At 63.2% G+C, this 16,010-nt stretch carries 15 protein-coding genes; 1 reads left to right on the top strand and 14 read right to left on the bottom strand.

Annotation, left to right across the window (positions count from 1 at the left end):
- Window positions 1-2 precede the first annotated feature (2 nt).
- Genes phnK through phnF form a run of 6 tightly spaced genes read right to left on the bottom strand, consistent with a single transcriptional unit; the run spans window position 3 to window position 4,405 of the window.
- Window positions 3-764 (bottom strand): phosphonate C-P lyase system protein PhnK, encoded by a 762-nt coding sequence (gene phnK, locus B2J69_RS13710; RefSeq protein ID WP_081140063.1) that lies wholly within the window; start codon window positions 762-764, stop codon window positions 3-5.
- Window positions 754-1,602, bottom strand: coding sequence for an alpha-D-ribose 1-methylphosphonate 5-phosphate C-P-lyase PhnJ (locus B2J69_RS13705; protein WP_081140061.1), 849 nt, complete (start codon window positions 1,600-1,602; stop codon window positions 754-756). The genes phnK and B2J69_RS13705 overlap by 11 nt, the downstream gene beginning before the upstream one ends.
- Entirely contained in the window at window positions 1,595-2,671 is a 1,077-nt protein-coding gene (locus B2J69_RS13700; RefSeq protein WP_081140059.1) for a carbon-phosphorus lyase complex subunit PhnI, read from the bottom strand. Before B2J69_RS13700 ends, B2J69_RS13705 begins: the two co-directional genes overlap by 8 nt.
- Complete coding sequence (phnH, locus tag B2J69_RS13695) at window positions 2,671-3,246, bottom strand: phosphonate C-P lyase system protein PhnH (protein WP_081140057.1); 576 nt, start codon at window positions 3,244-3,246, stop codon at window positions 2,671-2,673. The genes B2J69_RS13700 and phnH overlap by 1 nt, the downstream gene beginning before the upstream one ends.
- Window positions 3,246-3,692 carry a phosphonate C-P lyase system protein PhnG gene (gene phnG, locus B2J69_RS13690; RefSeq protein ID WP_081140055.1) on the bottom strand — a complete coding sequence of 149 codons (447 nt, stop codon included), beginning with the start codon at window positions 3,690-3,692 and terminating at the stop codon, window positions 3,246-3,248. Before phnG ends, phnH begins: the two co-directional genes overlap by 1 nt.
- A complete protein-coding gene (gene phnF, locus B2J69_RS13685) occupies window positions 3,680-4,405 on the bottom strand; it encodes a phosphonate metabolism transcriptional regulator PhnF (RefSeq protein ID WP_081140139.1) in 726 nt (241 codons plus the stop codon). Before phnF ends, phnG begins: the two co-directional genes overlap by 13 nt.
- Before the next feature lie 296 nt (window positions 4,406-4,701).
- On the opposite strand from phnF, the gene B2J69_RS13680 reads away from it, so the two are divergent.
- Window positions 4,702-6,831 (top strand): putative bifunctional diguanylate cyclase/phosphodiesterase, encoded by a 2,130-nt coding sequence (locus tag B2J69_RS13680; protein WP_081140137.1) that lies wholly within the window; start codon window positions 4,702-4,704, stop codon window positions 6,829-6,831.
- A 34-nt stretch (window positions 6,832-6,865) separates the two neighbouring features.
- On the opposite strand, the gene B2J69_RS13675 is transcribed toward B2J69_RS13680, so the two are convergent.
- The 8 genes from B2J69_RS13675 to B2J69_RS13640 form a co-directional block, all read right to left on the bottom strand.
- On the bottom strand, window positions 6,866-7,708 hold the full coding sequence (locus B2J69_RS13675; RefSeq protein ID WP_081140053.1) for an oxidoreductase: 843 nt from the start codon (window positions 7,706-7,708) through the stop codon (window positions 6,866-6,868).
- Window positions 7,709-7,824: 116 nt separating this feature from the next.
- Entirely contained in the window at window positions 7,825-9,606 is a 1,782-nt protein-coding gene (locus B2J69_RS13670; RefSeq protein ID WP_081140051.1) for a thiamine pyrophosphate-requiring protein, read from the bottom strand.
- A gap of 56 nt (window positions 9,607-9,662) precedes the next feature.
- A complete protein-coding gene (locus B2J69_RS13665) occupies window positions 9,663-11,624 on the bottom strand; it encodes a hydantoinase B/oxoprolinase family protein (protein ID WP_081140135.1) in 1,962 nt (653 codons plus the stop codon).
- 2 nt (window positions 11,625-11,626) lie between these two features.
- Window positions 11,627-13,678 carry a hydantoinase/oxoprolinase family protein gene (locus tag B2J69_RS13660; protein WP_081140049.1) on the bottom strand — a complete coding sequence of 684 codons (2,052 nt, stop codon included), beginning with the start codon at window positions 13,676-13,678 and terminating at the stop codon, window positions 11,627-11,629.
- A gap of 16 nt (window positions 13,679-13,694) precedes the next feature.
- Window positions 13,695-14,141 carry a GNAT family N-acetyltransferase gene (locus B2J69_RS13655; protein WP_081140047.1) on the bottom strand — a complete coding sequence of 149 codons (447 nt, stop codon included), beginning with the start codon at window positions 14,139-14,141 and terminating at the stop codon, window positions 13,695-13,697.
- 460 nt (window positions 14,142-14,601) lie between these two features.
- A complete protein-coding gene (locus B2J69_RS13650; RefSeq protein ID WP_081140045.1) occupies window positions 14,602-14,937 on the bottom strand; it encodes a hypothetical protein in 336 nt (111 codons plus the stop codon).
- Between the two features lie 45 nt (window positions 14,938-14,982).
- Window positions 14,983-15,216: a hypothetical protein gene (locus tag B2J69_RS13645; RefSeq protein WP_143806287.1), complete on the bottom strand. Its 234-nt coding sequence runs from the start codon at window positions 15,214-15,216 to the stop codon at window positions 14,983-14,985.
- A 187-nt stretch (window positions 15,217-15,403) separates the two neighbouring features.
- A complete protein-coding gene (locus B2J69_RS13640) occupies window positions 15,404-15,916 on the bottom strand; it encodes an Lrp/AsnC family transcriptional regulator (RefSeq protein WP_081140041.1) in 513 nt (170 codons plus the stop codon).
- Window positions 15,917-16,010 lie beyond the last annotated feature (94 nt).

The following is a 16,010-nucleotide window of genomic DNA, read 5'->3' as shown; positions in this document are numbered from 1 at the left end:
CATTAGTTCAGCACCGATGAGACCAGCAGTTGGGTGTAGGGGTGATGAGGATCGTCCAGCACGCGGTCGGTCAGGCCGCTCTCCACCACGCGGCCCTGCTTCATCACCAGCAGCCGGTGCGCCAGCAGGCGCGCCACGCCGAGATCGTGGGTGACGATAATCACCGCCAGGTTCAGTTCGCGCACCAGGGTGCGCAGCAGATCGAGCAGGCGCGCCTGCACCGAAACGTCCAGCCCGCCGGTCGGCTCGTCCATAAACACCAGCTTCGGCTGGGTGACGAGGTTGCGGGCGATCTGCAGACGCTGCTGCATGCCGCCGGAAAAGGTGGTGGGCAGGTCGTCAATCCGGCTGGCGGCAATCTCTACCTCCTGCAGCCAGCGGCCCGCTTGGGCGCGGATGTCGCCGTAGTGGCGATGGCCCACCGCCATCAGCCGCTCGCCGATATTGCCGCCCGCCGTCACCTGTGGGCGCAGCCCGTCAAGCGGATGCTGATGCACCACGCCCCATTCGGTGCGCAGCAGGCGACGGCGCTCGCTCTCCGACAGCGCGTACAGGTCGCGCTGGCTGTAGAGAATGTTGCCCTGCTGCGGCGTCAGGCGCGCCGAGAGGCTGTGCAGCAGCGTGGTTTTGCCGGAGCCGGACTCGCCGACGATGCCCAGCACTTCGCCGGGATAGAGATCGAAGCTGACGGCTTCAAAGCCTTTGCCCGGCGCGTAGAGATGCGTCAGGTTATGGACCGCAAGCAGCGGCTGTTCACTGTGCATGTTGCTGTTCCTGCTGCTGGTGGCAAAAGTCGGTGTCGGAGCAGACGAACAGGCGCGTGCCCTGGTCATCCATCACCACCTCGTCGAGATAGCTGTGGCGCGAACCGCACAGGGCGCAGGGTTCATCCCACTGCTGCACGCTAAAGGGGTGATCCTCGAAGTCGAGGCTTTCAACTTTGGTAAAGGGCGGCAGCGCGTAAATGCGCTTTTCGCGTCCGGCGCCGAACAGCTGCAGCGCGGGCATCCTGTGCATCTTCGGGTTATCGAATTTGGGGATCGGCGACGGGTCCATTACGTAGCGGTCGTTGACCTTCACCGGATAGGCGTAGGTGGTGGCGATATGGCCGTAGCGCGCGATGTCCTCATACAGCTTCACCTGCATCACGCCGTACTCCTCCAGCGCGTGCATGGTGCGGGTTTCGGTTTCGCGCGGCTCAATAAAGCGCAGCGGCTCCGGGATCGGCACCTGAAAAATCAGGATCTGATCCTCTTCCAGCGGCGTCTCCGGGATGCGGTGGCGCGTCTGGATCAGGGTGGCGTCGCGGGTGCGCTCGGTGGTCGCCGCGCCGCTGACGCGCTGGAAAAAGCGGCGGATCGACACCGCGTTGGTGGTGTCGTCTGCGCCCTGGTCGATCACCTTCAGCACGTCGGCGTCGCCGATCACGCTGGCGGTGATCTGAATGCCGCCGGTGCCCCAGCCGTAGGGCATCGGCATCTCGCGTCCGGCGAACGGCACCTGATAGCCGGGGATCGCCACCGCCTTGAGGATGGCGCGACGAATGGCGCGCTTAGTTTGCTCGTCGAGATAGCCTGGGTTATAGCCGCTCAGCTCACTCATGGTTCGCCTCCTGATGCTCCTGGCGCAGCTGTCTGAGCAGCGCCAGCTCGGCCTGAAAGTCGACGTAGTGCGGCAGTTTGAGGTGGGAGACGAAGCCGGCGGCCTCGACGTTGTCGGCGTGCGCCAGCACGAACTCTTCGTCCTGCGCCGGGCTGGTGATGCGTTCGCCGTGCTCGCGGGTTTGCAGCGCGCGATCCACCAGCGCCATCGCCATCGCCTTGCGCTCGGCGCGGCCAAACACCAGGCCGTAGCCGCGGGTAAAGTGCGGCGCCTCGTCGCCCTGAGTGGTGAAGCCGTTGACCATTTCGCATTCGGTCAGCAGCAGTTCGCCGATCTCCAGCTCAAAGCCCAGCTCTTCCGGGCAGATGCTGACGCTGAGGTAGCCGGTGCGGATCTCCCCGGCGAAGGGATGGGTGCGACCGTAGCCGCGCTGGGTAGAGTAGCCGAGCGCCAGCAGAAAGCCCTCGTCGCCGCGCACCAGCTGCTGCAGCCGCGCCGCGCGCGTCGCCGGAAAGCCCATCGGCTCGCGGGTGATATCCACCGGCTCGCTGCCGTCGTCGCTTTCTCGCGCCGCCAGCCCTTCGTCGCTCATCATGGCGAACATATGCGGGCAGCGCCTCGCCAGCGCTTCGTCGCCGCGCGGCGCGGCGGGCGTCTCGCCGTTGGCAAGCAGGGTGAAGTCAAGCAGGCGATGGCTGTAGTCGTAAGTTGGCCCCAGCACCTGGCCGCCCGGCAGATCTTTATAGACGGCGGAGATACGGCGTTCGAGGCGCATCTCGCCGGTGGCCAGCGGCGCGCTATCCGCCAGGCGCGGCAGCGTGGTGCGGTAGGCGCGCAGCAGGAAGATCGCCTCCACTAAGTCGCCGCTCGCCTGCTTGATCGCCAGCGCCGCCAGTTCGGGATCGTAGATGCCGCCTTCGGTCATGACGCGATCGACCGCCAGGCCGAGCTGTTGCGCCACCTGATCGCAGCCCAGTTCCGCCACCTCGCGCGCGCCGCGCCGCAGGTCCGCCTGAAGCTGATGGGCGTTGGCTATCGCCTTTTCGCCTCCTTTAACCGCCACGTACATCAGCACACCTCCACGTCGGTGGTGCGCGGCAACGCCATCATCGCTTCGCCGCAGGTGAAGATCAGATCGACGCCCTGCGGAAAGGGATGCGGTCGGTTGCGCAGGTAGTCCAGCACGCTCTCCGGCAGCTGCGGCGCGATGGCGCGCGGTTCGCGCAGGCCCGGCCCGGAGAGGCGCAGCGTCAGCCCACCGTTGAGCGACGGCAGCTCAATAATCAGCGTGGTGCTCTTTTCCGGCGCCAGGTTGTCGCCTGCGGCGAAGTCCGCCGGGCGCGGGCTGCTGCTGGCGTGGCTCAGCGCAAAAGGCGCGTCGCGGCTCTCGCTCAGCGGCACGCCGGTATGAAAGCGCAGGTTGCTGCGCAGGATCTCATTGTCGATCTGCGGCTCAATCCACAGCGGACTCTCCTGATCCACCAGCGTCAGCAGTACTGCGGTCGCGGCGGGCGACAGCGCCCCCCAGCCCTGCGCCAGCGGCAGCGAGACCATTACGCCCGGCTCGCTCATCGCTTTCAGAATACGGCGGAAGGCGCGCTGCGCGTCGGCCACCGGATGGTTAAAACTAGCCAGTAAAGTCATCAGTTATCTCCGCGAACCAGCGTAAAGAAATCGACTTGCGAGCTGGCGATCTCGCGCGCGCGCAGCTGGCGCTGCTCCTCGCGCAGGGCCGCCAGCGGCGTGATTATTTTTTCCAGCAGCAGCGCGTGGGTCTGCGGCTGCTGCAACAGCGCGTCGATCAGGGCGCAGCGCTCGGCGTGCGCCTTGTCGCGCCCCAGCACGTAGCTGTAGCCGAGCGTGCCCTCTTCCAGCTGCACCACGGCGCGGGTGACGGTGGCATCGCCCATGACAAAGCGCTTGCCGCTGGCGCCCATGCGCGCCATCAGCCGCGTCAGGCCGATTTCCGCCGGGCGGATCAGGGTGAAGCGCGGCGCGAGGTGCAGCGCCTGCCAGTGCTGCGCCAGCGCCGACGCGCTGCTGTGCGCCAGCACCGACAGCCACTGCTGTCGTTGCGTTAAGCTTTCCATTCATGCTCCAGAGTGAGTTCGATCATGTCGCCGCGCGTCAGGCTGACGGAGTACTCCGCCAGCGCGCCGTCGCGGGTTTTATTCAGGGTGCGCACGCAGAGCAGCGGCGCGTGCAGCGCAATCTCCAGCAGCCGGCACTCTTTGGCCTGGGCGCGGCGCGTGCTGATGCGGGTCTGGCTGCGCCTCAGCTGATGGCCAGCGTGCTGCAGCAGAAAATCGTGCAGCGAGCCGCTGCTGAAGCGCTGCAAAGCAGCCCACCAGCCGAGGTCGGGCAGAAAATGGTTGATGACGCACACCGGCACGCCGTTGACCCGGCGCAGGGTGCGCAGATGAATAACGTTCTCCCCTTCCGCCACGCCGAGCGCGCTGGCGACGTCAGCGCTAGCGGGACGCAGCACCGCCAGCAGCCGCTCGCTGGTGGGATGGCTGCCCTGCTCCAGCAGGTTCTGGCTAAAGCGCGCCTGCGCATGCAGCGGATAGTCGTAGGGCCGCATCAGCACCAGGATGCCGACGCCGTGGCGGCGCTGCAGCAGCCCTTTGTTGACCAGCTCGTCCACCGCGCGCCGCAGGGTGTGGCGATTGACCGCGTAGCGTTCGGCCAGCTGCTGTTCAGAGGGCAGATAGTCGCCGCTGCGGTAGTGTTCCCGCAGCGCCTGCTCAAGCTGCGCGGCGACGGCCTGGTAAACAGTGGTCGGATGTCTGGATATCTCCATCATGAACCGATCCTCAACCTTTACTGAGTGGTGAAAGCCGCGATAAATCCGGCGGCGCGTTGGGCATTACCATGAGCCGCGCAGATGACAGCAGGGTGACCGTGCAGTGACGCCGGGATGAATTCGCCGACGAGTGAAGGCGGGTTTAATTAGCTGCGCTAACGCTTTCTGTCAGCGAAGCGGCTGTACATTTTTAATGCTTTTTCAATAACTACCTGCGAGACCAGGCAGCGTGCAGGGTGGCGGTTTTCTGCTAGCTTAATAACTGACACATCCTTGTTACGTGAAGAATGAAAATGATAAACAGCGTCAAACTTTCCGCCGGCTTTCGCCGGACGTTTATTCAAGAGGTGCTGCTGCCGCTGGTGGCCATACTGCTGCTGACGCTGGTCGGCGCCGGAACCGGACTGTTTCTCAGCACCTCGATGAGCAACCAGAAAGCGCAGGCGCAGCAGCAGCGCATGATTCAGGCCTCCTTTACCCAGAGCCTGGCGGAGCACCTGCGTCAGCTGCGCAGCCTGTCGCGCTGGGAGCCGCTTCAGGCCCATCTGACGGCGACGCCGGATGACGAGCGCTGGCTCGATGAAAATGTCGGCCACTGGCTGTATGAGATGTTCGGCCATCAGCTGATCATGGTGCTGAACCCGCAAAACCAGCCGATGCAGGCGTGGCGCGACGGCCTGCCGCTGGCGACGCCGCAGGCCGATCCCGGCGTGCAGGCGCTGCTGCGCGCCAGCGCGCGTCTGGAGGCGGCGGACTTCGCGCGTGTCGATGGGCGCGCCGCGGCGCTGGCTGTGGGGGATATGGGCCGCGACGCGGCGCGCTACCGGCTGGTCAGCCTGAAGTTTCTCGACGATGGCTACCTCGCCGGGCTGGCGGAGCGCAGCCAGCTCAAGGGGCTGCGTTTTTCCGACGCCGCCGCCTCGGCGCCCGCGCGTTACCTGCTGACCTCGCAGCAGGGCGATGAGGTGGGCTATATCAGCTGGGATCCGACGCGGCCCGGCGCCGAGATGCTGCGCACCGTCGGCCCATCCACCGCCCTTGCCGTGCTGGTGGTGATGCTGCTCTGCCTCTATATGGTGCGACGCCTCTGGACCTCATCGCTTAATTTGTCGCAGTCGATGCTGAAACTCGGCGCCAGCGAAGCGCAGGCGCTGCATCTGGCGTTTCACGACGTGCTGACCGGGTTGCCGAACCGCGCGCTGGTGGAGGAGCGGCTGACCCAGGCGCTGGCGCTGGCAACGCGTCACGAGCAGCGCGTGGCGCTGCTGCTGATTGACCTTGACCGCTTTAAAAACATCAACGACACCTACGGCCACCATGCGGGCGACGAGCTGATCATCGCCGTGGCCCATCGCCTCTCCAGCCTGGTGCGCGCCAGCGACACCGTCGGGCGCATCGGCGGCGACGAATTTATTGTGGTGATGCCGGAGGTGGACAACATCGGCCAGGTGCAGGCGCTGGCGCAGCGCATCCTTGACGCCCTCAGCCAGCCCTTCGCCCTGTTCGGCGGCGAGGTGTGGAGCGGCGCCAGCATCGGGCTGGTGCTGGCACCGAAAGATGGGCTGGACCGGCAGGAGCTGGTGCGCAAAGCGGATATCGCGCTTTACGAAGCCAAAAGCGGCGGGCGCGGCAAATATCGCCAGTTCGAACGGGTGATGGATGAGTCGATCCGCACGCGGCAGAGCATCGCCGCCGATCTGCGCACCGCGCTGCAAAGCTATCAGGGGCTGGCGGTCTGGTATCAGCCGCTGATGGATATCGACGGCAAAAATATGGTGGGTGTCGAGGCGCTGCTGCGCTGGGATCATCCGACGCGCGGCGCTATTCCGCCAGGGGACTTTATCGCTATCGCCGAAGAGACCGGGCTGATTATCCCGCTGGGCGAGTGGGTGCTGCGCGAAGCCTGCCTGACGCAGCAGCGCTTCCCCGATTTGATGGTGGCGGTCAACGTCTCGCCGGTGCAGTTTCGCGCCACCGGATTCGTGGCGCGCATGATCGATATCGTGCGCGAATGCGGCGGCGATCCCCAGCGTATCGAGCTGGAGATCACCGAAGGGGTGCTGATTGAGGATGAGCATGAGGCGCGCGCCATTATTATCGCGCTGCGCGAGGCGGGCTTCCGCATCGCGCTGGATGACTTCGGCACCGGCTACTCCAGCCTGAACTACCTCAGCACCTTTCCCGTGGACAAGATCAAGATCGACCGCTCCTTTACCCAGTCGCTGGGCGTGGCGGAAAACTCCGTGGCGATTATCGAGTCGGTGGTGAAGCTGGGACACGCGATGGGGCTGACGGTCACCGCCGAAGGGGTAGAGACCACAGGCCAGATGAGCGCGCTGGCCGACGCCGGCTGCAATCAGCTGCAGGGCTATCTGTTCAGCAAGGCGGTGCCGCTGGAGCGGCTGGGCGACTGGATGCGCTAAAGCAGGCGCGCTGGCAGCCAGCGCGCTAAGTCAGTTATTCCGGGAAGTCGGTATCGACCGAGGTCTGCTTCCAGGCTTCAATCTGCGCCAGACGCTCTTTCAGTTTCGCCGTTACCGCATCATAGCCCCAGGCGCCCATCACCAGATGGCGCGGCGGGTTATCGTGTTCGGTAATGGCGATCATCGCCTGCGCCGCGCGCGCCGGATCGCCTTTCTGCGTGCCGCTGTATTCCGAGGTCGCCTTCATGCGCGCCGCCGCGGTGTCGGCATACTCCGGCAGCCTGCTCGGCGTCTGATGCAGCGAACGGCCCGCCCAGTCGGTGCGGAACGGCCCCGGCTCAACGCAGGTGACGCGAATGCCGAGCGGCGCGGTCTCCAGCGCCAGCGAGTCGGACCAGCCCTCGACCGCGTGCTTGCTGGCGGAGTAGTAGCCGGAGCTGGCGAAGCCGATAAAACCGGCCACCGAGGTGATATTGATGATGTGTCCGCTGCGCTGCTGGCGCAGGGTCGGCAGCACGGCGCGCGTCAGGGCGAACAACCCGAAGACGTTGGCGTCGAACTGGTCGCGGATCGCCTGCTCCTCGCCCTCTTCCACCGAACTCTGATAGCCGTAGCCGGCGTTGTTCACCAGCACGTCAATAGTGCCGAAGGCCTCCAGCGCCTGACGCACCGCGCTGTCGATGCTGTCGGCGCGCGTGACGTCCAGCGCCACCGCCCGTGCGTTGTTGTGTCCCTCGACCAGGTCAGCGACTTTCGCTGTGTCGCGCGCCGTCACCACCACGTTAAAGCCGCGGGCGATCGCCTGCTGCGCCAGTTCGCGTCCAAAGCCTGTCGAGCAGCCCGAAATAAGCCATACCGGTTGTTTATCTGTCGCCATGAGTGACTCCTGAAATGATGTGCGGCGCATCGCCAGAACCCCACGCGAGCGGTGGGAAAAAGAGAGAAGAGTAAGGTTAGCGGCCCGGATCCGGGCCGCTTAGCGCTTTGTGCGCCCTACTTCTTCTTATGCAGCAGCTGGCTGGCGGTGTCGCTGATAATCTGCGCCGCGCCGCGATCGCCCTTCGCCATGGAACTCATAAAGGCTTTCGCCTGCTTAAAGGTGATATGCGGCGGCAGCGGCGCCACCTCTGGATCGGTTTTCACCTCCAGCACCACCGGACGATCGGCGCTCAGCGCGCGACGCCAGGCGTCCTCCAGCTCATCCGGGTTATCGACAAAAATCCCCTGCAGGCCGAGGGATTCCGCAAACTGCGCGTAGCGCACGTCCGGCAGCTGCTGCGTCGCCTCGAAGCGCGCGTTGCCCTCCATCACGCGCTGCTCCCAGGTAACCTGATTCAGGTCCTGATTGTTGAAAACACAGACAATCAGGCGCGGATCGCTCCACTGCTGCCAGTATTTCTGAATGGTGATCAGCTCCGCCATATTGTTCATCTGCATCGCGCCGTCGCCCACCAGCGCCACCACCGGTCGGTCGGGATGGGCAAACTTGGCGGCAATGGCGTAGGGCACCGCTGCGCCCATGCAGGCAAGCCCGCCGGAAAGCGTGGCGCGCTGCCCCTGCTTGACGCGATAGTCGCGCGCGAACCAGTTGGCGCAGGAGCCGGAATCAGAGGTGACGATGGCATTGTCCGGCAGCTGCGGCGACATCTCCCACACTACGCGCTGCGGGTTAACCGGATTCGCCGGCGCGTGGGCGCGGTCCTCCATCACTTTCCACCAGTCGCGCACCTGCACCGCAATCTCCTCCTGCCAGCTGCGGTCCTCTTTATGCTCCAGCAGCGGCAGCAGCGCGCGCAGGGTTTCCGCCGCGTCGCCGTGCAGATTCACTTCGCAGGGGTAGCGCAGGCCGAGCATCGCCGGATCGATATCGATCTGCACCGCGCGCGCCTTGCCCTCTTCCGGCAGGAACTCGGTCCAGGGGAAGCCGCTGCCGATCATCAGCAGGGTGTCGCAGTTTTGCATCAGCTCCCATGAGGGTTTAGTGCCGAGCAGGCCGATAGAGCCGGTGACGAACGGCGCGTCGTCCGGCAGCACATCTTTGCCGAGCAGCGCTTTGGCGACGCCCGCCGCCAGCACGTTGGCGGCCTGCACCACCTCCACCGCCGCGCCGCGCGCCCCTGCGCCGATCAGAATGGCGACTTTTTTACCGGCGTTCAGCACCTCGGCGGCGCGCTGCAGGTCCGCCTCGTAGGGCACTACTTTCGGGCGCTGATAGCCAGGGCCGGAGTGGGTGAAGCCGTGCAGATGCTTTGGCGCCTCCCAGGGTTCGTCCTGAATATCTTTCGGCACAATCACCACCGCCACGCCGTTTTGCGCTTTGGCGATGCGCACGCCGCGATCGATCAGATGGCGCACCTGGGCGGGCGCGGCCGCCTCCTGCACAAAGTTGGCCACGTCGGCGAAGACGCGGTCCAGGTTCATCTCCTGCTGGTAGCTGGCGCCGCGCGCGGTCACTTCCGCCTGGCCGGCAATCGCCAGCACCGGCGCGTGATCCATTTTGGCGTCGTAGAGGCCGGTGAGCAGATGGGTGGCGCCGGGTCCGCCGGTAGAGAGGCAGACGCCCAGCTCACCGGTGAATTTCGCGTGGCCGGCCGCCATAAAGGCCGCCATCTCTTCGTGCCGCACCTGAATAAACTCAATGCCGTCGCCTTTTTCATTGGCGCGCTGGATGGCGCCGAGCACGCCATTAATGCCGTCGCCGGGATAGCCGTAAATACGGGTCACGCCCCAGGCCTTCAGCCGCTGCACAAAGAAATCACTTGTTTTCATGCTCATCGTTGTCGCCTCCTTGAAAATCCGTGTCAGAGAGTAAGGGTAGTCGACAATCTGGCTTATTCGCCTGCTAATGCGGGAAAGCGCAGCCGTAACGCGCTGAATATTTGCGTCATCTCCGCCTCTTCTCCCGCCTGCTCCACCGCGCGGAACACCTGGGTTTTCAGAAAATGACGCCAGCTGACCGGCGCGTCAGCGAGAAAAGCGGTGAGCGCCCGGTAGCGCGCCGGCGTCCAGATCGCCTCAAACGCCGCGCGCGCCGCGCCGTGATGAAAATGCGTTCCGGCCTGCTGCGGCATGGCGGCGCGCAGCTGCGCCGTCGCCGCTTCATCTACCGCATTATCCGCGATGGCCACGCCATACTGCTCGCGCGCCGCCGCCGCGCTGAGAAAGCCACAGCGCACGTCGTTAAGCACCGCCTCAACGTCGCGCTGCGCCGGCAGGCCGTAGCCGCCCGCGCCCGGCCCACGCACCTCGATGACATCCCCTGGCTGACAGTGGATCACGTCGCGGTTGCCGTGCTCCAGCACTTTGCCGTCGCGCAGGGTGCGAAAACGGGAAAGGCCGCCCGCGCAGCCGCCTGCCGCGCCCGCCGAGGCGAACACCGAGCGGTTGCGGTTGCGCGCGGTAACGGTGGTCTCTGGCGTGAAGATGGCAAAGGCCATTTCAGTCGCCAGCCCGCCGCGAAAGCGCCCGGCGCCGGCGCTGTCGGGTGCCAGGCCGTAGCGCAGAAAGCGGATGGGCACTTCCGCTTCGTTGATCTCGATCGGGGTGTTTTTCAAAAAGGCGGAGAGTCCGCCAGAGCCGTCCGGGCCGTCGTGGCGCGGCGTGCCGCCCGCGCCGCCGCCGACCGGGCCAAGCGAAGCCACGACGCTGCGGTTGCGCGCATCCAGCGTGCGGATATTCATAATGGAGTTGCCGCCCGGCGAGTTGGCCGGCAGCCGATCCGGCAGTGCCAGCGAAAAGACGCCGACGGTGGCGATTTGCGACAGCGCACAGGTGAGCGAGCGCATGCCGACAGCGGCGGGCGCCTCGCAGTTCATCACCGTGCCCGGCGGCAGAACGGCGCGCGTCGGGCGCAGCGTGCCGGCGTTCAGCAGCAGCGAGCGATCCAGCGTCGACAGCACGTAGGTGACGCCCACCAGCGCCAGCGGATGGCGCTCGCGGCCGCCGGTCGGCATGTTCAGCGACGAGGCGAGCTGCGGATCGCTGCCGGTGTAGTCCAGCTCCAGCCCATCGCCGCGCACCCGCAGGGTAATCGCCACGCGGCAGGGATAGCCGCCTTCGCCATCTTCATCGGCGTAGTCGGCGTAGAAATAGTCGCCGTCGGGGATGGTGCGGATAATGGCGCGCGCCTGCTGTTCGGCGTAGTCAAGAATGCCTGCAATCCCCTGCAGAAAATCGTCGACGCCGAAGCGGGCGATAATCTCGTGGATCTTGCGCTCGCCGATATTGACCGAGGCAATCTGCGCCTTGAAATCACCCCAGTTCTGCTCCGGCACGCGCACGTTAAGCCGCAGAATGCGCGCCACATCCTCGTTCAGCTCGCCGTTGCGGATGATTTTCAGCGGCGGGATGCGGATCCCCTCCTGCACGATATCGGTCAGCGCGCGCGACAGCGAGGCGGGCACCGCGCCGCCGATGTCGGTGTTATGAATATGGCCGACGACAAAGCAGACGATCTCGCCCGCGTAAAATACCGGTTTCCAGATATGAATATCGGGCGAATGTGTCGCGACGTTGCCTGCGTAGGCGTCGTTGGTGATGCAGATGTCGCCTTCATCGTAGTGGTCAATCAGCGCCAGCACCGGCGCATAGTCGATACCGCTGTACCAGGGTGCGCCGAAGCTGCGCGGCGAGGCGAACGCCAGCCCGTCGCGGCTGACGATCTGGCAGGAGAAGTCTTCCGTCTCTTTAACGAAGGTCGAGTGCGCGGTGCGCATCAGGGTAAAGGCCATCGCGTCGGCCGCCGCCGCGCAGTAGTTGGCGAGAATTTGCAGGTTACGTCCGTCAATAGCCACGATCACTTCTCCTCGTTCAGCGGGGTAATTAACAGATTGCCGAAGCAGTCCACCTCGACCTGCATACGCGGCGGTACGCAGGTGGTGCTGTCATCCTGCGCCACAATCACCGGCCCGCGCAGCTGATGACCGGGGCGCAGCGTGGCGCGCAGCACCAGATCGACCTGATGAAAGGCGCCGTCGATCCACGCCTGCACCTGCTTCGCCGCTTTTACCGGCTCACTGGCCGCAGGAAGGCGATTCAGCGCCGGTTTCGGCGTGGGCGAAGCGATCACCAGCCGCAGATTGATCAGCTGCACCGGCGCGTCGGCGTCGCTATGGCCAAACAGCTGATGATGCTGCTGGTCGAACGCCGCGTGCAGCGCCGCCACGTCGGCGTTTGCCAGCCACGCCGCCTGCAGCGGCACGTCAATCTCGAACGACTGGCCGCGATAGCGCATATCGGCGCTGAACTGCAGCGTAAAGGGCATCTCGCCGCCGTGCTCCGCCGCCAGCCAGGCCTGCGCCCGCTGACTCAGGCTCTCTGCTTCGGTCGCCAGCCGATCCGCCAGCTGCACGCTGAGATCGCCGTAAAGCGTGCGGATAAAATCGTTGCGGATATCCGCTACCAGCCCGCCCAGCGCCGAGAGCACGCCAGGCGTCGGCGGCACGATGACCCCTTTCATATTGAGTTCGCGCGCCAGAAAGCAGCCCATCATCGGCCCTGCGCCGCCGAAGGCGAGGAACCAGAACTCACGCGGGTCGAGGCCGAAGCGCGACAGCAGGCCGCTGGTGTCGCTGTACATGCTGGAGATCGCCAGTTCGATGGCGGTTTCGGCGGTCTGCTCCACCGAGACGCCGAGGCGCTCGGCCAGCGGCTGCCAGGCGGCGCGCGCGGCGGCGACATCCACCTGCACGGCGTGATAGCCGAGATCGCCGTGGCCGATCATGCCGCAGGCGGCAAAGGCGTCGGTGGCGGTCGGCTGGGTGCCGCCGCGCTGGAAACAGACCGGACCCGGCAGCGAACCCGCGCTGTCCGGTCCCATCTGCATCACGCCCTGGGCGTCGATCCACGCCAGGGATCCGCCGCCCTGCCCGACCGAAGTCACCGCCACTGAGGGAATGTAGATGGGAAAATCGCCGATGATTTCGCCGTTGCCCTGCGCCACCTCGCCGTTCACGATCACCGCCACGTCGGCGCTGGTGCCGCCGATATCGAGGCTAAGAATGCGGTCAAAGCCGCAGGCGCTGGCGAGATAGCTGGCGCCGATCACCCCCGAAGCGGTGCCGGAGAGCACCATCTGCACGCATTCGCGCTTCGCCTGGGTGACGCCCATCACGCCGCCGTTGGATTTGGTGATGCGCGGCTGCGTAGTAACGCCTTTGTCACGCAGCGCCTGTTCGAATTTTTCCAGGTAGTTGATCACCATCGGCTGCACGTAGGCGTTGATGGTGGCGGTAATGGTGCGCTCATATTCGCGAATAATCGGCCAGATGTCGGCGGAGCAGGAGGTCAGCAGCTCCGGCGCCACGTCGTCAACGATCGCCTTTACCGCCGCCTCGTTGTGCCGGTTGCGATAGCTGTGCAGCAGCGCTACCACGATGCCCTGACAGCCGGCGGCGCGCGCCTGCTCGATAGCCGCCAGCACGCTGCCGCGATCCACGGGCTGCAGCACATTGCCGTCGCGGTCGGTGCGCTCGTGAATGGGAAAAACGCGGTCGCGGCTGATCAGCGGCGCGGGCCGCCGCGAAAAGAGGTCATGAATATGGGGGATTTTTAGCCGCGCCAGCTCCAGCACGTCGCAGAAGCCTTCGGTGGCGAACAGCGCCAGCCGCACGCCGCGCCGCTGGATCACGGCGTTGATGCCGACCGTGGTGCCGTGGGTAAAGTAGCCAATCTCTGCTGGATCCAGCCCGTCGCGCTCGGCGAACTGCGCCAGCCCGGTGAGGATTTCGCTGCCTGGCGCATCGGGCCGCGACAGCACTTTCAGGGTATGGATCTGATTAGTTTGCCGATCCAGCACGGCGAAATCGGTAAAGGATCCGCCAATATCCACGCCAACGCGGTAACGCATCTGTGTCGCTCCAGAGTCAGGAGAGAGGGAACTCCATCAGCTTGTGCGGCTCCTGCACTACGCGCCAGCCGAGCCGCTGGTAGAGCTGATGGGCATCGTTTGTAGAGAGCATCCAGCGGCGCACCGTGGCCAGCTCCGGATGCTCGCGCACGCAGCTGGCCAGCCAGCTACCTAAGCCGTGACCGCGCCACGCCTCGTCAATCATCACGTCGCACAGCCAGCCGAAGCGGGTGTAGTCGGTAATCAGCCGCGCAAAGCCGATCTGCGCTTCGCCCCGGTACAGCCCGAACGGCAGCGACGCGGCGATGGCCCGCTCGGTGGTGGCGCGCGCCTGCCCCTTCGCCCAGTAGGAACGTTCTGCCAGCTGAAAGTGGATCCAGTCCATATCCAGCCGCGTCCGTTTGGTAGAGAGGGTAAAGTCGTCGCGCTGCCAGATATGGTCTGCAATGATCGGTGCGGTCATAAATAACTCCTTGTCGCGGCATCAATTTATAGTAAAGGCGCAGCGCCAGCCGACGCGGCTGAAGAGGCGCGGCGAACCGGTCAAATGCGGTGAAAAAAAGGTGGAAAAGAAATTTTATGCTGCGTAGAAACAGCAGGCTTGATCAGGTGTAAAAAGAGTGTGAAACCGATTTCGCTACAGGAACAGCCTACTCATTATGTCGTCCGGTATCAGATAAACCTGTTGGGTTTAAAGGGATCAAGGTATCGATGCCATTTTTCAATATATTCCGGGCTGCGCTTCTCATTTCTGGCGCAAAGAGCGAAAGCGTACCCACAATTAACAGCGTAGAAAACAGCGTTGCCAGTAAACCTGATATGCCGCTGAGGAGCCATTTAATAACCCCGTTCATTAATGTGGCTGACCAGGCTGGTTTTGCCAGATAAGCGCTATAAGCCGTTGCGTTTTTGCCCCACTCAATCTATTTCTTATCCAGCTCCGCTTCGTGGCTAAGTTTCAATGATGCAATTTTGCGATCACAGGCATACTGGACCTGCTGACTGACTGTCAGTACCAACCGATCAATAATACAGGCGGCTTTATCGCGGTAATGGTCAAGCTGTCGCTCTGAATACGCTATGCTGTCATGATAACGTTCCAGATATGCAGGCAATTGCGATTCAGGCAGTCGACGCCTGACCAGTTGTTTCGCATAATCATCTTTGTCGGCTTTATATATGGCATAAGCGATCAGCTGTCTGATATCGTCCGTGTCTTCTACTAGCCTGGTAAAGACCCACTGCTTGTGGTCTGGCATATTAAAACCTCATGTAAAGCATGCTAACAAACTGTTGACTATTTCCTATTCACCCTTCCTTACGCTGTTAAATACTTCATTAAAAATCTTTCTTCCTTCAGCCGCAGTGATGCCGCACTTTTTAAAAGCGTCTTCGGTTTCTCTTCTGTTTAACTCATTGAGTAAAAAATCTTCCGTTTTAGTGGTGGCGATTTTCAAACTTGTGACATGGGCAACCGCCAACTCGCCAATTTGGCGAATTTCGTCCATTGTCAGCGCGGGCATATGATAGTGATCCATGATGTTCACCTCCCTATTTTTCACCAGATTTTATATCGTCTGAAACCGCATTACATTAGTGAATTCAAGCCATTTTTGCGGGGTAGATTCCAGAAACGAACAGAGGAGTGGAATAACAACGATGACGACTAAAGCGTCTGCTTTAGCCGCTTCTGTTATTGCGTTTGATGAGAATGAAGAAAGTGACCTAGAGCGCGCTCAGCACATCGTTCTGCCGCGTAATCAGCGAGCGCAGCGGCACGCTGCTCTTCATCACCGGTGATTTAATCACGATATAGCTAAAATATTTGTCGATGCCGATCTGCGCATCGAGCATCTTCTCGATCACTTCCTGATAGTGCTCAATGCTGCGGGTGATAAAGCGCAGCAGATAGTCGTAGCCGCCGGTGATCAGATGACACTCCATCAGCTCATCCACATCGCGCAGCGCGCTTTCGAACTTCATAAAATCTTCGCGGCGATGGCCCGAGAGCGTCACTTCGGTAAACACCGTGACCGAGTCGGTGATTTTGGTGAGATTGATATGGGCTTCATAGCCGGTGATAAACCCCGCCTGCTCAAGGCGCTTGACGCGCTGCAGGCACGGACTGGGCGAAAGTCCCACGGCGTCGGCGAGATTAACGTTGCTGATACGGCCATCTTTTTGCAGTTGCACCAGGATGTTGATATCGATGCGGTCAAGTTTCATTAAGCCGTTCATACCACCCCTCATTGTTAACCAATTGTGCAGGACGTGCTGATGGTATAACACGCTTTGCGCCGCCAGCGCCAGCGTTAACATGCGTGTTAACCAT

Origin of the sequence: Pantoea latae (genome assembly GCF_002077695.1) — a bacterium.
Lineage (GTDB): Bacteria > Pseudomonadota > Gammaproteobacteria > Enterobacterales > Enterobacteriaceae > Pantoea > Pantoea latae.
Note: the sequence above shows the minus strand (reverse complement) of the source record. Positions and strands in the feature narration are given on the sequence as shown.

Excerpts from the sequence above, each read along its gene's own strand:
- phnK (WP_081140063.1), bottom strand. The coding sequence starts at position 764 with ATGCACAGTGAACAGCCGCTGCTTGCGGTCCATAACCTGACGCATCTC.
- B2J69_RS13705 (WP_081140061.1), bottom strand. The coding sequence starts at position 1,602 with ATGAGTGAGCTGAGCGGCTATAACCCAGGCTATCTCGACGAGCAAACT.
- B2J69_RS13700 (WP_081140059.1), bottom strand. The coding sequence starts at position 2,671 with ATGTACGTGGCGGTTAAAGGAGGCGAAAAGGCGATAGCCAACGCCCAT.
- phnH (WP_081140057.1), bottom strand. The coding sequence starts at position 3,246 with ATGACTTTACTGGCTAGTTTTAACCATCCGGTGGCCGACGCGCAGCGC.
- phnG (WP_081140055.1), bottom strand. The coding sequence starts at position 3,692 with ATGGAAAGCTTAACGCAACGACAGCAGTGGCTGTCGGTGCTGGCGCAC.
- phnF (WP_081140139.1), bottom strand. The coding sequence starts at position 4,405 with ATGGAGATATCCAGACATCCGACCACTGTTTACCAGGCCGTCGCCGCG.
- B2J69_RS13680 (WP_081140137.1), top strand. The coding sequence starts at position 4,702 with ATGATAAACAGCGTCAAACTTTCCGCCGGCTTTCGCCGGACGTTTATT.
- B2J69_RS13675 (WP_081140053.1), bottom strand. The coding sequence starts at position 7,708 with ATGGCGACAGATAAACAACCGGTATGGCTTATTTCGGGCTGCTCGACA.
- B2J69_RS13670 (WP_081140051.1), bottom strand. The coding sequence starts at position 9,606 with ATGAGCATGAAAACAAGTGATTTCTTTGTGCAGCGGCTGAAGGCCTGG.
- B2J69_RS13660 (WP_081140049.1), bottom strand. The coding sequence starts at position 13,678 with ATGCGTTACCGCGTTGGCGTGGATATTGGCGGATCCTTTACCGATTTC.
- B2J69_RS13655 (WP_081140047.1), bottom strand. The coding sequence starts at position 14,141 with ATGACCGCACCGATCATTGCAGACCATATCTGGCAGCGCGACGACTTT.
- B2J69_RS13650 (WP_081140045.1), bottom strand. The coding sequence starts at position 14,937 with ATGCCAGACCACAAGCAGTGGGTCTTTACCAGGCTAGTAGAAGACACG.
- B2J69_RS13645 (WP_143806287.1), bottom strand. The coding sequence starts at position 15,216 with ATGGATCACTATCATATGCCCGCGCTGACAATGGACGAAATTCGCCAA.
- B2J69_RS13640 (WP_081140041.1), bottom strand. The coding sequence starts at position 15,916 with ATGAACGGCTTAATGAAACTTGACCGCATCGATATCAACATCCTGGTG.